This is a genomic window from Paraburkholderia sp., assembly GCF_034668105.1.
In the GTDB taxonomy this organism is placed as follows: domain Bacteria; phylum Pseudomonadota; class Gammaproteobacteria; order Burkholderiales; family Burkholderiaceae; genus Paraburkholderia.
This window is the reverse complement of sequence record NZ_JAXDPY010000154.1, coordinates 1-17,971: the sequence shown is the minus strand read 5'-3', so window position 1 is coordinate 17,971 and position 17,971 is coordinate 1. Positions and strand designations below refer to the sequence as shown.

The window sequence follows — 17,971 nt, the reverse complement described above, 5'->3', positions numbered from 1 at the left end:
TCGGGTGGCCGTGGTCTGGGCAACGGCGAGAACTACACGAAGGTTCTGGAGCCGCTGGCCGACAAGCTGAACGCAGCGCTCGGCGCATCACGCGCAGCGGTGGATGCGGGCTTCGTGCCGAACGACTGTCAGGTCGGCCAGACCGGCAAGATCGTCGCGCCGCAACTGTACGTGGCTGTCGGCATCTCGGGTGCGATCCAGCATCTGGCCGGCATGAAAGACTCGAAGGTCATCGTCGCGATCAACAAGGACCCGGAAGCGCCGATTTTCAGCGTCGCCGATTATGGTCTGGTGGGCGATCTGTTCACGGTTGTGCCGGAACTCCAGCATGCGATCCAAGCGCAATGAAGCGAACTGGGGCGCTGCCGCCGGGCAGTCGTTGGCCAACGCTGGCTATCAATATCGGTGACCTCCGGTGCATGATTTCCGACACGCGCAGCCCGGCCGCGTAAGCGGTCATCAGGATCGTGCGCTGCTTGAGGCGGGCGATCGACTCGAAGAAGGTGGTGATCTCCTCCAGGCTCAGGACGACCTGCAGTGGTGATGCCGCACGTTCACGTATTCCATAATCGTATAGATAAGGCATTATTCTTCATTATAAAGGCATGGCGATCGTCGCTAGTATGCAGAGTCCCTGGCTGCGCCACCGCGTGAACCCCGACAGGCGCACGGCGTCCATACGCCGCGTCGCCGCGCTGGGCCGACGCGGAAAGGCCGAACCAACCATTCACTGATACGCAGCGTCGTGGAAGGCGCAGCGAGCGTGTGAGGAGGAGACTCGAACATGACAATGACCTTTCGCTGGTATGGCGACACGGACCCCGTGCCGGTGCACGAGGCCATCAAGCTCGGCAAAGCGACGCGCGACACGCTCATCGCCAACTACGGCCAGACGCTGCGTCACCTCGGCGCCTGCGGCGTGAAGGTGGTCTGCTACGACTTCATGCCGGTTTTCGATTGGCCCCGCACCTTCGCTAGAAATGCACCTGCCCGATGGATCGACGACGCTCGCGTTCGACACGCAAGCGATCCGCGAGCTCGACGTCAGCCAGGGTATCCAGCTGCCCGGCTGGGACGCGAGCTATCGGCCCGAGCACCTGCGCGCGATCATTCCGGTGGCCAAACAAGCCGTGGTCTACCTGAACTGCATCTGGGAAGGCCTCGCCAAACATCCGGCTTATCATGCGGCTGAGTAACGCCACCTTGCCTTCGCTGGCGGCGCGCGCTGCTGGCGAAGTCGTCGTTCCGGGCTACGATCGCGCGAGCCTTGCACCGGGCATTGTCCATCTGGGCCTTGGGGCGTTTCATCGCGCGCACCAGGCTGTGTACACCGAGCACACGTTGCGCGCTGGCGATCACCGGTGGGGCATCGTCGGCGTGTCGTTGCGGCGTGCGGACACGTCGGAGGCGCTCACTCCGCAAGATCATCTGTATGCCGTGGATGTGCGCGACGGTAGCGCGGATTCGTTCCAGGTGGTCGGTGCGCTGATCACTTCGCTGGTCGCGCCGCGGTCGCCCGCCGCCGTGCTCGATGCGATGGCCGATCCTCGCTGCCATATCGTCAGCTTGACGATTACCGAGAAAGGCTATTGCCGCAATCCGGCCAGCGGCGCCTTGCAGTTCGATCATCCCGACATTGCCCATGATCTACACGAGGCCGCCGCACCGCGAAGCGCGATCGGCTTCGTCGTGCGCGCGCTGGCGCTGCGCCGTGCGGCCGGTCTGGGCGCGTTTACCGTGCTGTCGTGCGACAACCTGCCGTCCAACGGCGACACGATGCGCGCGTTGACGCTGGCGTTTGCGCGCAAAGCGGACCCTCTGCTGGCCGAGTGGATCGAGCTAGACGGCGCATTTCCCAACACGATGGTGGATCGGATCGTGCCGCTCACCACCGACGCCGATCGCATGCGCGTCGCGAAGCAGCTCGGTGCCCACGATGCGTGGCCGGTGATGACCGAGCCGTTTTCGCAATGGGTGATCGAGGACCGCTTCGCGGGACCGCGGCCGGCATGGGAGCGCGCAGGCGCGACGCTCGTGGGTGACGCGCGTCCCTATGAGCAGGCCAAATTGCGGATGTTGAACGGCGCGCATTCGGCGCTCGCGTACCTCGGGTCGCTAATTGGCTATGACACCGTCGATCAGGCGATCGACGCGCCGGCGGTGCTGAACTTTGTCGAAAGCATGTTGCGCGACGAGGTGGAGCCGACACTGTCGCGGCCCGCTTTGGCCACCTATCGTGCGGAACTGTTCGCGCGTTTTCGCAATACCGCGCTCGATCACCGCTTGCAACAGATCGCGACCGACGGCTCGCAGAAACTGCCGCAGCGCTGGCTGGAAAGCGTGCGCGCCAACCTGACAAGTGGCAAGCCGACCGAACGTCTCGCCTTTGCGTTGGCCGGCTGGATCGCGTACCTCAGCGGTCGGGACGAGACAGGCCGCACCTACGTCATCGCGGATCCCCTTGCCGACACACTGGTCGAGGCGGTCCGCTCGACCGTGCACGCGGATGCCGTTTGCGCGGTAGAAACACTGTTCGAAATCGAGTCGATTTTCGGATGCGATCTGCGTGCACAGCCGCGCTTCGTCGCGCAAGTCGCACGCCATCTGGCGGCGATTCGCGCCCACGGTGCCGTCAAAGCCATGAACGCTTGTACCGCTTCAGGTCATGCACGTAGCCGCAGCGACCGTCGCGTTCTGGCGAGTAGCAACCCTAAATAACTGGAGGAACACATGAGCGAGCTGCTCGTCAAACCGACAAGGCACGCCGAAGACGGCCGAATCATCCATATCACGCCGGCGAGCGCCGGCTGGAAATACGTCGGCTTCGATGTTTTCGACCTGAAGGCCGGCGCCACGCTCACGCAGGAGACGGGCGATCGCGAAGTCGTGATCGTGCTCGTCAAGGGGCACGCAATAGTCGGTTGCGAAGGACTCGCGAGCCGCGCGATCGGCGCACGGATGTCGCCGTTCGATGGTGCGCCGTGGTCCATGTACGTGCCGCCGCATACGCGCTACACGATCGTGGCCACCGGCCACGTCGAACTCGGCATCTGCTCCGCGCCCGCGAAGGGCGGTCTGCCGCCGCGCTTCATCGCACCTGAGGAGGTCAAGCAGGAAACCCGCGGCGCCGGTGCCAATCTGCGTCACGTGCGCCACATCCTGCCGGAAACCGAGCCGGCGGAGAGCTTGCTGGTGGTGGAATCGGTGACGCCCGCGGGCAACTGGTCGAGCTACCCGCCGCATCGGCACGATACCGACGATGGCGAGCAGCAGACCTATCTCGAGGAAACCTATTACCACCGCGTCTCGCCGCCGCAGGGTTTCGCGATCCAGCGCGTCTACACCGACGACCGCAGTCTCGACGAAACGCTCGCGGCGTACGACAAGCATGTCGTGCTGGTGCCGCGCGGCTATCATCCGGTCGCCGCCGCACACGGCTACGACCTTTACTACCTGAATGTGATGGCCGGTCCGCGCCGCACCTGGCACGTACACAACGAGCCGGCTCATGAATGGCTACTCCAACCGGGCGCAAGCGTCGCGACGGACGGCGCGCGCTGAGTCCCGTTGCTGTAGGTCAATCGCTGTCGGCGTCGGGGCCTTGAGTGTCGAATCCGGCGGCCTCGCGCAGCGCTTGCAGCATCGCCCTCGCGCCCGGCGAGAGCCGTTCGCCGCGCCGTGTGACGATGCCCGCCGGTCCGAGCTTCAGATCGAGTTCGAACGGTAGTGGTTCGAGTGCACCGGCAATGCAATACGGCCGCACCGGCTCGCGCGCAAGCGGCGCGATCATATCGCTCATCTGGAGCAGACTCGTGATGACAGGCAGCGACGAGCTCTCGACCACATCCGTCGGCAACGCGAGCTGCCGCTCGAGAAAAAGTTGCGTGATCTGATTGCGCATCACGTTGCCTTTCGGCGGCAAGATCCACGTTTGCGGGGCCAGTTCGTTCCAGCTCAGCGTCTTGCGCTTGACGAGCGGATGGCCCACGCGTGCGAACAGCGCGTGCTGTGCTTCTGCGAGCGGGGCGTAGTGCAATTCCGCCAGATCGTCCGGATTGCGGATTCGCGCGACGATCATATCCAGCTTGCCTTCCTGCAGACGCTGCACCAGCACCTCGCTGAATTCCATCTCGATGTTGATGCGAATCTGCGGAAAGCGCTTCTTGAGCAGCGCCACCGCTTGCGGCACGAGGTTGGTGGCCGCCGTGACCTCGGTGCCGATCATCGCCTGCCCGGTCAGGCCGGCTTTGAGCGCGGACACTTCGTCGTACGCGTGTTGCAACTCCGCCAGCACGCTGCGTGCATGGCGGATCAGCACCTCGCCGTACCAGGTGGGCTCGACACCGCGCGGATGCCGTTCGAACAATTGCACACCCATTGTGTCTTCCAGTTCCCGCAGCAACTTGGTCGCCCCGGGCTGCGTCATGTGCGCGGCGTCCGCCGCGCGCAACACCGACCGATGAATGTCGAGCTGAACGATCAGGGCCAATTGGCGCGTCTTCAGACGCGTGGGGTCGAAGCGGCCCGCCGCGACGGTCCCCGCGCTCTTGTCCGAATGAATGGTCGCGGTCACGATGTCGCCTCCCTGTATTCCTAATCGATATAGATTTTGAGTTATTTTTCATTATATAAGCATATCGATCGATTCTACTATGCAGAACACGTCCTGCATTCCAAGGCGGGGCGGATTCCCATCATGGGCATCGAGCCCGGCTGCATCCAGCATCCGCGCATGCAGCCGCACAGGAGACGAAGAAAGCAATGAACATCCGAACCGCAGACATCCCGCCGGAAGGCATCACCACCGACGAGTTCCTCGGCCGCGTCGCCAAGGTGCGCAGCGCACTCGATAAGGCGGGCCTGGTCGGCCTGCTCGCCTTCGGCGATTGCTGGCGTGGCGCGAACATCAGCTACTTTACGGAGTTTCGTCCGCTCGACGGCGTATCGGACATCGCCAACGCGATCCTGCTGCTGCCCGTGGACGGCGATCCCGTGCTGTTCGTATCGGATCAATGCTTCGACTACGCGACGAGCGTGACCCCCTTCGAGGTGCGCAGCCTGCGTGAAGTCACGCAACAGGTGCAGGCATTTGCGGCGCGGCATCGCAGCGGCACGGTCGGCCTCGCCGGCGCCGCCTATATCCCCGCGGACCTGTTGAAGCGCCTGAGCGCCGGTCTCGGCGAACTGAAGCTCGAACCGACGATGGTGCTGGCCGAAATCAAGGCGATCAAGAGCGACGCCGAAGTGGCGCTGATGCGCAAAGCCGCCGCCTTGACCGACTCGGCAATGGCAGCGATTCGCGACGCGCTCGCCGACGGCCGTCCCTACACCGAGCGTGAACTCGCTCTTATCGCTGACCGCGCGATGCTCGCGGGAGGCGCAGACCGGACCGCGTTCGATTCGATGGTGCAATCCGGTCCGCGCTCGGCGTATAACCTGGCTCGCCCCACCGACCGTATCCTGCAATCGGGCGACCTGATCATGACCGACATCGGCGCGCGTTATCGCGGGTACGTGGCCGATGGCGGACGCGGTTTCACCTACGGTCCGGCGAGTCCCGAGAAGATGGCGATCGTCGCGGCAGCGGCGCGCGCGGTCGAAGCGGGGCTTGCCGCCGCGCGCCCCGGCATGGCGGCGATGGAACTGAACGCGGTGATCCAGCAGGCGCTGGTGAAATCGAACTACGAGCAATACTCGAGCGAAGCGCGCGGCCATGGCACCGGTCACGGCACCGGGATGGACCCGGAAGAAGAAGCGCCGTGGATCGGGCCCGGCAACAAGACCGTGCTGCAGGAAAATATGGTCTTTACCCTGAAGGCGACGATCACGGTGCCGAACGTCGGCGGTTTGCGCACGGAACGTATCGTGCGGTTGACCTCGGGCGGCGTCGAAACGCTCGACCAGTTCCCGATGGAATTGCACTGGTGAGCATAGTGTATTTATCGTAATGTGCCGGCGGACCCGCGCCGCCGACGCGCAGCAGTTCAAAACATAGAGTCCCAGAGAAGGGAGGAGACATGAATACATCGCCTGTTTCATCCGGCAACGCGCAGGTTATCAGCCGTGCGGCCGTCAACCGTGTGCTGGTCGCTTCGGTGGTCGGGACCGCCATCGAGTGGTACGACTTTTTTCTCTATGCCACCGCTTCGGCGCTGGTCTTCGCCAAGCTGTTCTTCCCCTCGTTCGATCCGATGGTCGGCACCATCGCGGCATTCGGCAGTTTTGCGGTCGGCTATCTCGCACGGCCTTTCGGCGCTGTGTTTTTCGGCCACTTTGGCGACCGCATCGGACGTAAGGCGACGCTCGTCGCGACCCTGACAATCATGGGCGTCGGCACCTTCGTGATCGGCCTGCTGCCGACTTACGCCTCGATCGGCGTCTGGGCGCCGGTCCTGCTCGTGGCGATGCGCTTCCTGCAAGGGCTCGGCGTCGGCGGGGAATGGGGCGGCGCGGTGCTGATGGTGGTCGAAACGGCGCCGGCCAGGAAGCGTGGTTACTTCGGCGCGTTCCCGCAATTGGGCGTGCCGCTCGGGCTGATGCTCTCGACCGCGGTGTTCAAAGCCGTGTCGAGTATGCCGTCAGACGTGTTCTATTCGTGGGGATGGCGCCTGCCGTTCCTGCTGAGCGTCGCGCTAATCGCGATCGGCCTGTTCATCCGCCTGCGCGTCATGGAGTCGCCGGTATTCGAACAGATCAAGGCGAGCAAGCAGGTCGTGAAGGCGCCGCTGATCGAATTGCTGCGCCGGCATCCGAAAGACCTCGTGCTGACGATCGGCACGCGCTTCGCGGTCGACATCACTTTCAACGTGATCAACGTGTTCGTGCTGGTCTACGGAACGACGCGGCTCGGCTTGTCGCGTGGACTACTGCTGAACGCCATCATTGTGGGCTGCGCGTTTGCGCTGATCACGCTGCCGCTGTTCGGCAAACTGTCGGACGTGATCGGACGCCGGACCGTCTTCATGCTCGGCGCGGTGTTCGTGGCGATCTATGGATTCGCGTTCTTTCCGTTGCTTGAGACACGCAATCCGACCTTGATTTTCGTGGCGTACGTCTGCGGTATCGCGTTGAGCCAGGCGTCGGTGTACGGCGTGCAATCGACGTGGTTTGCGGAACTGTTCGGTACGCGGGTGCGCTATACGGGTGCGTCGCTGCCGTATCAGATCGCCGGCATCATCACGTCAGGGCCGACGCCATTGATCGCCACCTACCTGTTCGCCACGTATGGCCAGACGCTGCCCATTTCGATCTATATCGCGGCGACCGGGTTGCTGAGCCTGGTGTGCGCGTTTTTCCTCGCCGAGACTTTCAGGCGGGATCTGTCCGCGGAGCCGGAAGATGAAGCGGCCGCAGCGCTGGGCGCGCGTGCGTCCGCTCAGTCGCCGCATCCTTTGCCGCGCTGAGCGCAAATCGATCCGGCTGCAATGCCGTGTATGACCTGGCCGTTTGCGGCGCCGGAGCGGCAGCCGGCGCGCAGACCGTCGAGTCGCTAACGCGGATTGAATGGACGCCTCGTTGGCCAGGTCAATCGCGGATCGGATACGGGGGGCGGCGGCGGCGGTTAGGGACGGTCCGATGGCGGCACAGTCTGCGCCTGCGGCGCAGCGCTAAAGAGAATGTTATGCGTGGTCGATGAGCGTGGGAAGTCGGCCAGCGCTTGACACTGTTCGAGTAAGTCGCTATTGTCTGACAACCTGATCAAATGAGATGCTGTTGATGCTTGAGCTTGAACGTCCCGATTCGCTTGTGCAGCGTGTGGTAGGCGCACTTCGCGCGGAAATTGATGCTGGTCATTTTCCTGCCGAGTCACGCCTGCCAACGGAGCAGCAATTGTCGGAACGGCTCAACGTGAGCCGCTCAGTCGTGCGCGAGGCAATCGCGCAGCTCAAGTCGGACGGCGTACTGGTTGCCCGGCGCGGCGCGGGATCGTTCATTTCGCAAACGCCGTCGGGTACGGTTTTCCGGCTGCCGAGCGGTGGCAAGCAGAAGCTGGATCTTGCGCAACTGTTCGAAATGCGTCTGTGGATCGAAACGCAGGCGGCGATGACCGCGGCACGCCGACGTACCCCGGAAGATCTGAAGCGTATGAGCGATGCGATCCGCGAGATGGAAAAGAAACGCCTCGATTTCGACGCGGCTTCCGCGGCCGATGTCGCGTTTCACCGGGCCATCGCCGCGGCCACCAAGAACGAGTATTTTGTCGCGTTCCACGATTTCCTGCGCGGCCAACTGGTGGCGGTGCGTCGCGCGCAGTGGGCCAACACGGCGAGCCACGCGGGCGACTACGCGCGCCAGGAACACGGCGAGCTGTACGAGGCTATCGAGCGCGGCGACCATCGGGGCGCCGCCGAATCGGCTGAGCGGCATCTGCGCGCCGCAGCCAAACGCCAGAAAATCGAGTTACCTCCTAATGATTGACGATAGATCGACGATAGCGGGCAAGAGTGCGGCCCTGCGCTCAAGCCCGCGAAGTGGTTCTCTTTTTTTAGCTAATTAGTCTGACAACCTGATAAGCGGACGAGAAAGCGTTTAGCAAGCTGAATCCGCAAAGTAGAAGCGAAGAAGAAAAACATGACTTATGACTTTTGCATCATCGGTGGCGGCATCGTGGGTCTCGCGACGGCGATGGAATTGCTGCAGCGAGAGCCCACGGCTTCGCTGGTGCTGCTCGAGAAGGAGACCACGCTCGCGAAGCATCAGACCGGGCACAACAGCGGCGTGATTCACGCGGGCATCTACTACCAGCCGGGCAGTCTGAAGGCGGAGTTGTGCAAGCGCGGCGCCGAGGCAACCAAGCAGTTCTGCAGGGAGCATGCCATTCCGTTCGACGTGTGCGGCAAGCTGCTGGTCGCGTCCAATCCGCTCGAACTGTCGCGCATGGAAGCGCTGTACGCGCGCTCGCAACAGAACGGTTTGCGCGTCGAGCGGCTCGACGCCGTCGAGTTGCAGCGCCGTGAGCCGAATATCGTTGGTCTGGGTGGTCTGTTCCTCGATGCGACCGGGATCGTCGATTACCGTCAGGTATGCGAAGCGATGGCGCGCGTCATCACGAAAGCAGGCGGCGAAATTCGCCTCGGCACGCAGGTCACGTCGATTGCCGAGTCGGGCGATTACGTCACCGTCGGCGCCTCGGAGGAACAGCAATGGCAGGCGAAGAAGCTGGTGGTCTGCGGCGGCCTGCAATCGGACCGGCTGGCCAGGCTCGCGGGCGTGAAAATCGATCACCAGATCGTGCCGTTTCGCGGCGAGTACTACCGCTTGCCGGCCTCGAAGAACGACGTGGTGCGTCATTTGATCTATCCGATTCCCGACCCGGATCTGCCGTTTCTCGGCGTGCATCTGACTCGGATGATCGACGGCAGCGTGACAGTCGGACCGAATGCGGTGCTCGGGTTCGGCCGCGAAAACTATCCGAAGCTTTCCGTGAATCTGCGCGACGTCGCCGAATATGCCGCTTTCCCCGGTTTCTGGAAAACCATCTGGCGCAACCTGGGCTCCGGCATGGGCGAAATGAAGAACTCGCTGTTCAAAGGCGGTTATCTCGAGCAGTGCCGCAAATACTGCCCGTCGCTGACGCTCGACGATCTGCTGCCTTATGAAGCCGGCATTCGCGCGCAAGCCGTGATGCGCGACGGCACGCTGGTGCACGACTTCCTGTTCGCCGACACGCCGCGCATGGTGCACGTGTGCAACGCGCCTTCGCCGGCCGCGACTTCCGCGATGCCGATCGGCTCGATGATCGCCGATCGCATTCTGAAGGCCGCGTAACCGACTGGCACACCCATCGCACGCTCATTGAGCGACACCGTTTCCGCCGACGAGGCCGGTCATCGCCTCGTTGGGTTTTTTGTTGCGTCCGCCGTGCATCGGCAAAGCGCAACTCCTCTCTGCATTGAAAAAAAGTGACTGGAGACCTCGCAGTGCATAAGTCCCTCGCAACCTCATCGAAACCTCTCGCCGCACACGTGGCATTTGCATTCGCCGCGCTTGCCGCTGCGGGAGCGCCGGCAGCAGTTCACGCGCAAAGCAGCGTGACACTGTACGGCATCATTGACGAGGGCATCAACTACACGAGCAACGTACAAACGAGCCCGGGCCAGGGCCACAGCCAGTACAGTCTGTCGAGCGGCATTCTGAGCGGCAGCCGTTGGGGCCTGCGGGGCAGTGAAGATCTGGGCGGCGGCATCAAGGCGATCTTCCTGCTCGAAAGCGGTTTCGACGTGAACAGCGGCAAGATGGGCCAAGGTTCGCTGCTGTTCGGGCGCCAGGCGTATGTGGGGGTTTCGAGCCCGTACGGCACGGTCACGCTCGGCCGTCAGTACGATCCGGTGGTCGACTACATCCATCCGCTGATGCCGAGCGCGATGTTCTCGGGCAGCATCGGCGCGCATCCGGGCGACCTCGACAACCTCAACAACACCAATCGCGTGAACAACGCGGTCAAGTACCGCACGGCCAACTATGGAGGCTTGACTGCGGAAGGCATGTATAGCTTCGGCGGCGTGCCGGGCAGCATGGGCGGCAACCAGATCTACTCGCTCGGCGCCGGTTACGCTCGCGGGCCGCTCACGGTCGGCGTCGGCTACCTGAATGCGCGCAATCCGAATGCCTCCTTCTTCGGCACGGCAGTCGGCGCGACGGCGGCCACCAACAACTTCGGCAGCTCGCCGGTGATCAACGGCTATGCCTCGGCGCAAAGCGAAGAGATCATCAGCGCCGGCGCCACATACGTGATCGGCGCCGCGACCTTGGGCGGGATTTACTCGAACACGAAATTCAAGAATCTGAGCGGTGCGGTGTCGCCGCTCAATCCGGCCGGCGTGGGCGGCACTGCGAGCTTCAACAGCGCTGAAGTCAACTTGCAGTATCAGTTGACGCCAGCGCTCTCGTTCGGGGCGGCCTACAACTACACCGACGGCAGCGGCACGAATCATGCGAAATATCAACAGGGCTCGCTGAGTGCCGACTATATCGTCTCCAAGCGGACCGATTTCTATCTGATCGGTGTTTTGCACCACGCGTCGGGCACCGATTCGACCGGTCATGCTGCGCGCGCCTCGCTCAATGGCCTGACGCCTGCGTCGGGTAACCAGCAGGCGACGGTCCGTTTCGCGATTCGCCACAAGTTCTGACGCCCGGCCGGCCACCACTTCACCGAAACCAGGAGTAAATCTGTGACCTCAGCGACCGCAGTGACTATCCCGAGCCCGCTCACTGACGAGAACCGCGCCCGCTTGCGCAACGTCAGCACGGCGACCCTGACCACTGCGCTTTTCAAGCGCGGCCTTCACAACGTTTGCGTGCAAGGCGTGCTGCCGGTCAACCCGGCGGCCGCGCGTATGGTTGGAGAGGCGTACACGCTGCGCTACATTCCGGCCCGCGAAGATCTCGATCACATCGGCGTGTTCTCGGACCGCAGCCATCCGCAACGCCGCGGCGTCGAGGAGATTCCGCCTGGTCACGTGATGGTGGTCGATTCGCGCAAGGACGCGCGCGCGGCCTCCGCAGGCGGCATTCTGATCACGCGGATGATGATGCGCGGCGTGGCCGGCGTCGTCACCGACGGCGGCTTTCGCGATACGCCGGATCTGCAGAAGCTCGACTTTCCATGCTATCAGGCGCGGCCGTCGGCGCCGACCAACCTGATCCATCACCATGCGGTCGATCTGAACGTGCCGATCGCGTGCGGTGACGTGGCGGTGTATCCGGGCGACATTATCGTCGGCGATGCGGAAGCGGTTGTGGTGATTCCGGCGCATCTGGCCAACGAGATCGCTGAAGAAGCCGCCGCGATGACGGTATTCGAAGACTGGGTCGACGCACAGGTGCGCGCTGGCCGCTCGACCTTCGGGCTGTACCCGCCGGACGAAGCGACGCGCGCCGACTTCGAAGCATGGAAAAAGAGCCCGTCTGCAAACGGGGCTGGACTATAAGCAGGGAAACGGTTACCTGTGCCGCGCAATGATGCAATCGCGAGCGCAGGTGGCCGCTCTAACAAATGATTGCGTGCGGCGAGGCCGCACGAAACCACCCGCATCAGAATTTACGACGGACCGCGCAAAAGGCGATCCGGCATGGAGACGACAGTGACCGATCGAAGCAGTGAAGACCAACTTTTTACGCGCATAGCGTGGCGGCTCGTGCCGCTGCTGATTGCGATTTTCCTGGTCGCGTATATTGACCGCGCCAATATCGGCTTCGCCAAGCTGCAGATGCTCAGCAGCCTGAAGATGAGCGAGGCGTCGTACGGGTTTGCATCGTCGCTGTTCTTCATCGGCTATCTGGTGTGCGAGGTGCCGAGCAATCTGCTGATGCATCGCTTTGGCGCGCGCCGCTGGATCTCGCGGATCATGTTCACGTGGGGCGTCGCGACGCTGTTGCTCGCGTGGACGCCTTCGGCATTGGCGTTTCAGATCCTGCGCTTTCTGCTCGGTGCAGCGGAAGCCGGCCTTTATCCGGGGATCATCCTCTATCTCGGCATGTGGTTTCCTGAACGGCAGCGCACCGGCATCATCGGCTTGCTGACGCTCGGCAGCAGCATGGGTAACATGCTCGGCTCGCTGATCGGCGGTTTCTCGCTGGAACTGCATGGCGTAGGGGGTCTCGCCGGCTGGCAGTGGGTGTTCCTGACCACCGGCACGCCTGCCGTGCTGCTGACCTTCGTCACGCTGTACTGCCTGCCCGATGGCCCGCAGTCCGCCAATTTTCTGACGGCCCGCGAGAAAGACGTCGTCGAAAGCCGGCTGCGCGCGGATCCGCCCGCGGCACGCCTTGCCGGTGGCAGTGGCTGGTCATTGGCCGCGCTCGTTACGGTGGGGCTCTTTAGCGTCGGGTACGGAACCATCTCCATCGCGATCTACGGCATCGCGTACTGGCTGCCGACCCTGGTCAAAGGCTTCGGCGTGACGAGCAGCGTCAACGGCATGCTCAACATGATTCCGTGGTTCATCACATCGCTGATGCTGCTGTGGTTGCCGCGCCGTCTGAAAACGCCGCGCCGCGTGCTGATTGCCGCGTTCTGCGCGGCTCTGCTCGGGATTCTGTGTTTCGTCGCCAGCGTGGGGCCGTTCAGCAATGCGGTGCGTTTCGCGGCGCTCTCGCTCGGCGCACCCTGTCTGTATCTGATGATCCCGTGTTTCTGGGCATTGCCGCCGCGCTTGCTGCCGGCCTCGTTCATGAAGGGCGCGGGCGGCGCCGCGGCGCTCGCGGTGATCGCGGCGGGCTCGAGCGTCGGCGGGTTCCTTGCACAAAACATCATGCCGTGGGTCGGCAAGGTAACCGGCAGCACGTCCGCGCCGATGCTGGTGCCCGCCGTTAGCCTGCTGTTGCTCGGCACCGGCGCAGCGGTGGTCTGGTTGCGGCTTGGTCTCGCCGGCCGCGGCGGACCGGAGGCCATGTCCACAGCGCAATAACGTTTAACGCCTGGCTCAATGCAACACGCCGGCCCATTTATTTCGATTCCATTCTTTCGTTTAGCAGGTCAGTCATGGCAGACACTATGCCCCGCGTCGGGGCCGCAATCGCACGGCAGCAAATCGAGGTCATCCTCGAAGCTTGGGGCATGTCGCCCGAGCAGGTCGCAGCTTCGGCCGACATCCTGATCGATTCCGATCTGAAGGGCATCGACTCGCACGGCATCTCGATGCTGATGTTCTACGACCAGTTGTATCGTGCCGGTCAGATCGACATGAAGGCGAGCCCGCGTATCGTGCGCGAGACCGCCACCACCGCGCTGATCGACGGCAATGCGGCGATGGGGCATCCGACCTCGCGTATGGCCATGGAACTGGCAATCGAGAAAGCGCTGGCGTGCGATATGGGCGCGGTCTCCGTGTTCAACTCGCAGCATTTCGGCGCGGCAGGCTACTACGCGGAAATGGCGGCGGAACGCGGACTGATCGCGATGGTGTCGTGCTCGACCCGGCTTGCAACGGTGGTGCCGACTTTCGGTGCCGAGCCCATGCTCGGCACCAATCCGTTCGCCTTTGCCACGCCGGCGGGCCGGCATCCGCCCGTGATTCTCGACATGTCGACCAGCGTGGTCGCGTCGAACAAGGTCAAGGTGTACGCGTTGCAGGGCAAGCCGTTGCCGCCGGGCTGGGCGCTCGACGCGAACGGCAACCCGCTGACCGATTCGGCCGAGGCCTACCGACTGCTGTTCGAGCGGCTCGGTGGCGGCCTCGCGCCGTTGGGCGGCGACGGCAAGACACTTGGCGGTCACAAGGGCTACGGCCTCGGTTTGTTCGCCCAGATTCTCGGCAGCACGCTGGGCGGCGGTTCGTTCTCGCCCGTGCGCAACCGCACGCAAATGAGCAATGAGCCGGACAACATCGGCCATTTCTTCCTTGCGATGAATCCGGCGGCGTTCCGTCCTATCGAGGAATACCACGCTGATCTCGACGCGGTAATCGATGCGCTGCGCGAAAGCCAGCCCGCCGACCCCTCGCAGCCTGTATTGATCCCTGGGGATCCTGAGCGTCTCACGCGCGTCGCGCGCAGCGTGGAGGGCATTCCGATGCCCGATTCGTTGCGCGAGAAGATCCGTGAAGTCGCACAGTCCGCGGGCGCGCCTTTCCTGCTGACTGTTTGAGTTTGAGGCCGAGGCGCGGGCTGAGTCTCGCGACCCTGACCACAGCGGCGCGCGCAGCGCGAAGACCTGCGAGCGCTGCTTACCACGCCAATTACCACGAGCACAAAACCAAGTGACAGCAACCATTCTCGGCCACAACTACATCGGCGGCCAGCGCAGCGGACGTGGCGATATCTCGCTGCACAGTCTCTCGGCATCGACGAGCGAGGCTTATCCGGTGGCGTTTTGCCAGGCGACCGACGCTGAAGTCGAAGCAGCCGTGGAGGCCGCGGCAGCAGCATTCCCGCGCTATCGCGCGCTACCCTCGAGTGTTCGCGCGGATTTCCTCGAAGCAATTGCAGCGGAAATCGACGCACTCGGTGACGATTTCATCGCCGACGTGATGCGCGAAACCGCGTTGCCGAATGCGCGTATCGTCGGTGAACGGGCGCGCACCAGCAACCAGATGCGGCTCTTCGCGAAGGTTTTGCGCCGGGGTGATTTTTACGGCGCGCGCATCGACCAGGCATTGCCTGAGCGGCAACCACTGCCGCGTCCCGATCTGCGGCAATACCGGATCGGCGTCGGTCCGGTTGCGGTGTTCGGCGCGAGCAATTTTCCGTTGGCGTTCTCCGTTGCTGGCGGCGATACTGCGTCCGCGCTGGCTGCCGGCTGCCCGGTCGTGGTCAAGGCGCACTCCGGCCATCTGGTGACGTCGGAGCGCATGGCGGACGCAATCGAGCGCGCGGTGCGACGCACCGGCATGCCGGCAGGGACCTTCAACATGATCTATGGCGAGCGCGTCGGCGCGCGCCTTGTGCAGGCGCCTGGCATTCAGGCGGTTGGCTTTACCGGTTCGCTGCGCGGCGGCCGGGCGTTATGCGATCTTGCGGCGGCGCGTGAACAACCGATTCCGGTGTTCGCGGAGATGTCGAGTGTGAATCCGGTGTTTGTGCTGGACGGTGCCCTGCAGGAGCGCGGCGCGGCGCTTGCCAATGAACTGGCGGCCTCGGTCGCGACGGGTTGCGGCCAACTGTGCACAAGTCCTGGTCTCGTGCTCGGCGTGCGATCGCCGCAATTCAGTGCGTTTATCGACAGCCTCGGCAAGTCGATCGAGCGGCAGGCGGCGCAGACCATGCTGAATCCGGGCATCTTCGCCAACTTCCGCGCGGGCCTCGAACGTGCGTCGAATCATGCGGGCATTACCTTGCAGGCGGCCGCGCAAGGTGAAACTCAGCAAGGCGCCGCACATCTGTTTGTCGCCGACGCCGCGTTGCTGTTCGATCCGAGCCGGCCGCTCGAAGAAGAAATCTTCGGACCGGCCACGATCGTGGTCGAACTCGGCAGCGCGGAGGATTTGCTGCGTTTCGCGTCGGCGATGCGCGGCCAGTTGACGGTCACGCTGCTCGCATCGCACGGCGATCTGCAGTCGCACCGCAAGCTGATCGCACGGCTCGAGGAAAAGGCCGGTCGTCTGCTAGTAAACGGTTATCCGACGGGCGTCGAGGTTTCGGACGCGATCGTTCACGGTGGCCCGTGGCCCGCGACCTCGGATGCGCGCGGCACCTCGGTCGGCACGCTCGCGATCGACCGTTTCCTGCGGCCGGTGTGCTACCAGAACTATCCGGACGAGTTGCTGCCGGACGCACTGAAGAATGCCAATCCACTCAATCTGATGCGGCTCGTCGATGGACAGATGACCCAGCGTTCTCTTGATCGTGCGGCCGGTCGCTAAGGAGGTTCGCGTGATGTCAAATCTGTCGATACGCACGCGTCTGGGCGCCGCGATACTTTTCCTGTCTGTGCTGCTGACGGCAATCGGCGCGCTCGGCGTAACGGGTATGGCGAGCAGCAACGACGCCAACCGCGAGACCTATACGAATCAGCTCGCCAGCACGCGGCTGATCGGCGACGCGGAACTCGCGATCAGCCGAGAGCGCACGACCGTCGACCGGATCGCTTTCGATCCGGCCGCCCCGACGGTCGAGAAAGACATTGCCACTTACCGCATGCTCAAAGGGCAGGGTATGGAGGCGTGGACGAAGTATCTGGCCTTGCCTGCCACATCGGATGAAAACCGTCTTGCCGCCGCGGTCAATGCCAGGCGTAGCCACGTGCAGAACCAACTCGATGCTTTTGCGGATTCGGTCAAGGGCATGGATGATGCGGCCGTCAAGGTCGCGTTGAAGAAAATCGCGCTTGCCAATACGGACTATGTCACGGTGAGCGCTGATCTCAAGCAGTTTCAACGCGATCGGGCAAAGGCACAGTACGACGACTCGGAAGTGAGTTTCCGGCGCTTTCGAGCAATAACGATCGCCTCAGTCGTATTTGGGCTGCTCGGCGGTGTCTTCACGTTCGTGTCGCTGCGGCGCGCGATCGGCCGTCCGCTCGGTGAGGCGCTGGAACACTTCAACCGGATCGCGACGGGCGATCTGTCGCAACGGATCGAAGCGCGTTCGCACGATGAAATGGGCATGCTGCTGCATGGTCTTTCGCAAATGCGCGACGGCCTCGTAAGAACCGTCACAACGGTGCGTCGCGCAAGCGATGCCATCGCCACGGCCGCCCAGCAGATCGCGTCGGGCAATCTCCATCTGTCCGCACGCACGGAACAGCAGGCTGCGTCGTTACAGGAAACCGCGGCCAGCATGGAAGAGCTGACCGGCACGGTCCGGCAAAACGCCGAGAATGCACGTCAGGCGTTGGCTCTCGCTGCCAATGCGGCCGACATGGCCCACCACGGCAACTCCGTGGTGGGCGAGGTGGTGACGACAATGAAAGAAATCGACCAGAGCTCGGGACGTATCCGCGACATCATCGCGATTATCGATGCCATCGCGTTCCAGACCAATATTCTGGCGCTCAATGCAGCGGTCGAAGCTGCCCGCGCCGGAGAACAGGGACGTGGCTTCGCGGTGGTGGCTGCCGAGGTGCGCATGCTGGCGCAGCGCTCGTCGGCTGCCGCGAAAGAGATCAAGGAACTGATCGAGACGTCGAGCGAAAAAGTACAGGCGGGCGGCACGTTGGTGACCGAGGCAGGCGGTCGCATGCAGGCGATCCTCACCGGGGTGCGGCGCGTGGCGGACATTATGGACGAGATATCGGCCGCTTCGTCGGAGCAAAGCACGGGTATCGAGCAGGTCGCCGACGCCGTCGCGGAAATGGATTCGGTCACGCAGAACAACGCCGCGCTGGTCGAAGAGGCTGCAGCAGCGGCGCAGTCGCTCGACGAACAGGCGCGAATGTTGAAAGAGATGGTGGCGGTGTTCAGGATTTAGGCTCCGGCTAGACTCACTTCCGGAACCGGCAAGGCAGAAGTACTCTCTCGCCGAGGTGCAAGCTGCTCTCAGGTTCCGGAAGAAGTTGAGAACCCGAACGCGGCACGAGGCCCAGCCAGAC

The 17,971-nt window shown here is 63.4% G+C and carries 15 protein-coding genes and 1 pseudogene; 14 read left to right on the top strand and 2 right to left on the bottom strand.

What is annotated here, in order from left to right:
• Positions 1-348 (top strand): electron transfer flavoprotein subunit alpha/FixB family protein (locus QOC89_RS07010; protein ID WP_323044359.1); only part of this gene is annotated, 348 nt, incomplete at its 5' end.
• On the opposite strand, the gene QOC89_RS07005 is transcribed toward QOC89_RS07010, so the two are convergent.
• On the bottom strand, positions 305-586 hold the full coding sequence (locus QOC89_RS07005) for a hypothetical protein (protein WP_323044358.1): 282 nt from the start codon (positions 584-586) through the stop codon (positions 305-307). The two genes, QOC89_RS07010 and QOC89_RS07005, sit on opposite strands and share 44 nt — an antisense overlap.
• 198 nt (positions 587-784) lie before the next feature.
• Between QOC89_RS07005 and QOC89_RS07000 the strand changes: the two are divergent.
• From QOC89_RS07000 to iolB, 3 genes and pseudogenes are all read left to right on the top strand, one after another.
• Positions 785-1,112, top strand: a pseudogene (locus tag QOC89_RS07000) (mannonate dehydratase); the annotation flags it as partial.
• 70 nt (positions 1,113-1,182) lie between these two features.
• On the top strand, positions 1,183-2,718 hold the full coding sequence (locus tag QOC89_RS06995) for a mannitol dehydrogenase family protein (protein ID WP_323044357.1): 1,536 nt from the start codon (positions 1,183-1,185) through the stop codon (positions 2,716-2,718).
• 12 nt (positions 2,719-2,730) lie between these two features.
• Positions 2,731-3,561, top strand: a complete 831-nt coding sequence (gene iolB, locus QOC89_RS06990) for a 5-deoxy-glucuronate isomerase (protein WP_323044356.1) — start codon at positions 2,731-2,733, stop codon at positions 3,559-3,561.
• Positions 3,562-3,577: 16 nt separating this feature from the next.
• Here the strand turns inward: iolB and QOC89_RS06985 are convergent, their stop codons facing one another.
• Positions 3,578-4,573: a LysR substrate-binding domain-containing protein gene (locus tag QOC89_RS06985; RefSeq protein WP_323044355.1), complete on the bottom strand. Its 996-nt coding sequence runs from the start codon at positions 4,571-4,573 to the stop codon at positions 3,578-3,580.
• Positions 4,574-4,761: 188 nt separating this feature from the next.
• Between QOC89_RS06985 and QOC89_RS06980 the strand changes: the two genes are divergently transcribed.
• From QOC89_RS06980 to QOC89_RS06935, 10 genes are all read left to right on the top strand, one after another.
• Entirely contained in the window at positions 4,762-5,928 is a 1,167-nt protein-coding gene (locus QOC89_RS06980) for a Xaa-Pro peptidase family protein (protein WP_323044354.1), read from the top strand.
• An 89-nt stretch (positions 5,929-6,017) separates the two neighbouring features.
• Positions 6,018-7,403 carry an MFS transporter gene (locus tag QOC89_RS06975; protein WP_323044353.1) on the top strand — a complete coding sequence of 462 codons (1,386 nt, stop codon included), beginning with the start codon at positions 6,018-6,020 and terminating at the stop codon, positions 7,401-7,403.
• Between the two features lie 304 nt (positions 7,404-7,707).
• Positions 7,708-8,418, top strand: a complete 711-nt coding sequence (locus QOC89_RS06970; RefSeq protein ID WP_323044352.1) for a FadR/GntR family transcriptional regulator — start codon at positions 7,708-7,710, stop codon at positions 8,416-8,418.
• A gap of 153 nt (positions 8,419-8,571) precedes the next feature.
• The gene (lhgO, locus tag QOC89_RS06965) at positions 8,572-9,768 is read left to right on the top strand and encodes an L-2-hydroxyglutarate oxidase (RefSeq protein ID WP_323044351.1); all 1,197 of its coding nucleotides are present in this window, start codon (positions 8,572-8,574) and stop codon (positions 9,766-9,768) included.
• A 152-nt stretch (positions 9,769-9,920) separates the two neighbouring features.
• Positions 9,921-11,132, top strand: a complete 1,212-nt coding sequence (locus QOC89_RS06960; RefSeq protein WP_416340369.1) for a porin — start codon at positions 9,921-9,923, stop codon at positions 11,130-11,132.
• A 42-nt stretch (positions 11,133-11,174) separates the two neighbouring features.
• Entirely contained in the window at positions 11,175-11,933 is a 759-nt protein-coding gene (locus QOC89_RS06955) for a ribonuclease activity regulator RraA (protein ID WP_323044350.1), read from the top strand.
• Between the two features lie 141 nt (positions 11,934-12,074).
• A complete protein-coding gene (locus tag QOC89_RS06950) occupies positions 12,075-13,412 on the top strand; it encodes an MFS transporter (RefSeq protein ID WP_323044349.1) in 1,338 nt (445 codons plus the stop codon).
• A gap of 74 nt (positions 13,413-13,486) precedes the next feature.
• Positions 13,487-14,590, top strand: coding sequence for an Ldh family oxidoreductase (locus QOC89_RS06945; protein WP_323044348.1), 1,104 nt, complete (start codon positions 13,487-13,489; stop codon positions 14,588-14,590).
• Between the two features lie 112 nt (positions 14,591-14,702).
• The gene (locus QOC89_RS06940; RefSeq protein ID WP_323044347.1) at positions 14,703-16,304 is read left to right on the top strand and encodes an aldehyde dehydrogenase (NADP(+)); all 1,602 of its coding nucleotides are present in this window, start codon (positions 14,703-14,705) and stop codon (positions 16,302-16,304) included.
• A gap of 13 nt (positions 16,305-16,317) precedes the next feature.
• Positions 16,318-17,850 (top strand): methyl-accepting chemotaxis protein, encoded by a 1,533-nt coding sequence (locus QOC89_RS06935; protein ID WP_323044360.1) that lies wholly within the window; start codon positions 16,318-16,320, stop codon positions 17,848-17,850.
• Positions 17,851-17,971 lie beyond the last annotated feature (121 nt).

Bases quoted from the DNA above. Each gene is read 5' to 3' on its own strand.
- QOC89_RS07005 (WP_323044358.1), bottom strand. From the start codon at position 586: ATGCCTTATCTATACGATTATGGAATACGTGAACGTGCGGCATCACCA.
- QOC89_RS06995 (WP_323044357.1), top strand. From the start codon at position 1,183: ATGCGGCTGAGTAACGCCACCTTGCCTTCGCTGGCGGCGCGCGCTGCT.
- iolB (WP_323044356.1), top strand. From the start codon at position 2,731: ATGAGCGAGCTGCTCGTCAAACCGACAAGGCACGCCGAAGACGGCCGA.
- QOC89_RS06980 (WP_323044354.1), top strand. From the start codon at position 4,762: ATGAACATCCGAACCGCAGACATCCCGCCGGAAGGCATCACCACCGAC.
- QOC89_RS06975 (WP_323044353.1), top strand. From the start codon at position 6,018: ATGAATACATCGCCTGTTTCATCCGGCAACGCGCAGGTTATCAGCCGT.
- QOC89_RS06970 (WP_323044352.1), top strand. From the start codon at position 7,708: ATGCTGTTGATGCTTGAGCTTGAACGTCCCGATTCGCTTGTGCAGCGT.
- lhgO (WP_323044351.1), top strand. From the start codon at position 8,572: ATGACTTATGACTTTTGCATCATCGGTGGCGGCATCGTGGGTCTCGCG.
- QOC89_RS06950 (WP_323044349.1), top strand. From the start codon at position 12,075: ATGGAGACGACAGTGACCGATCGAAGCAGTGAAGACCAACTTTTTACG.
- QOC89_RS06945 (WP_323044348.1), top strand. From the start codon at position 13,487: ATGGCAGACACTATGCCCCGCGTCGGGGCCGCAATCGCACGGCAGCAA.
- QOC89_RS06935 (WP_323044360.1), top strand. From the start codon at position 16,318: ATGTCAAATCTGTCGATACGCACGCGTCTGGGCGCCGCGATACTTTTC.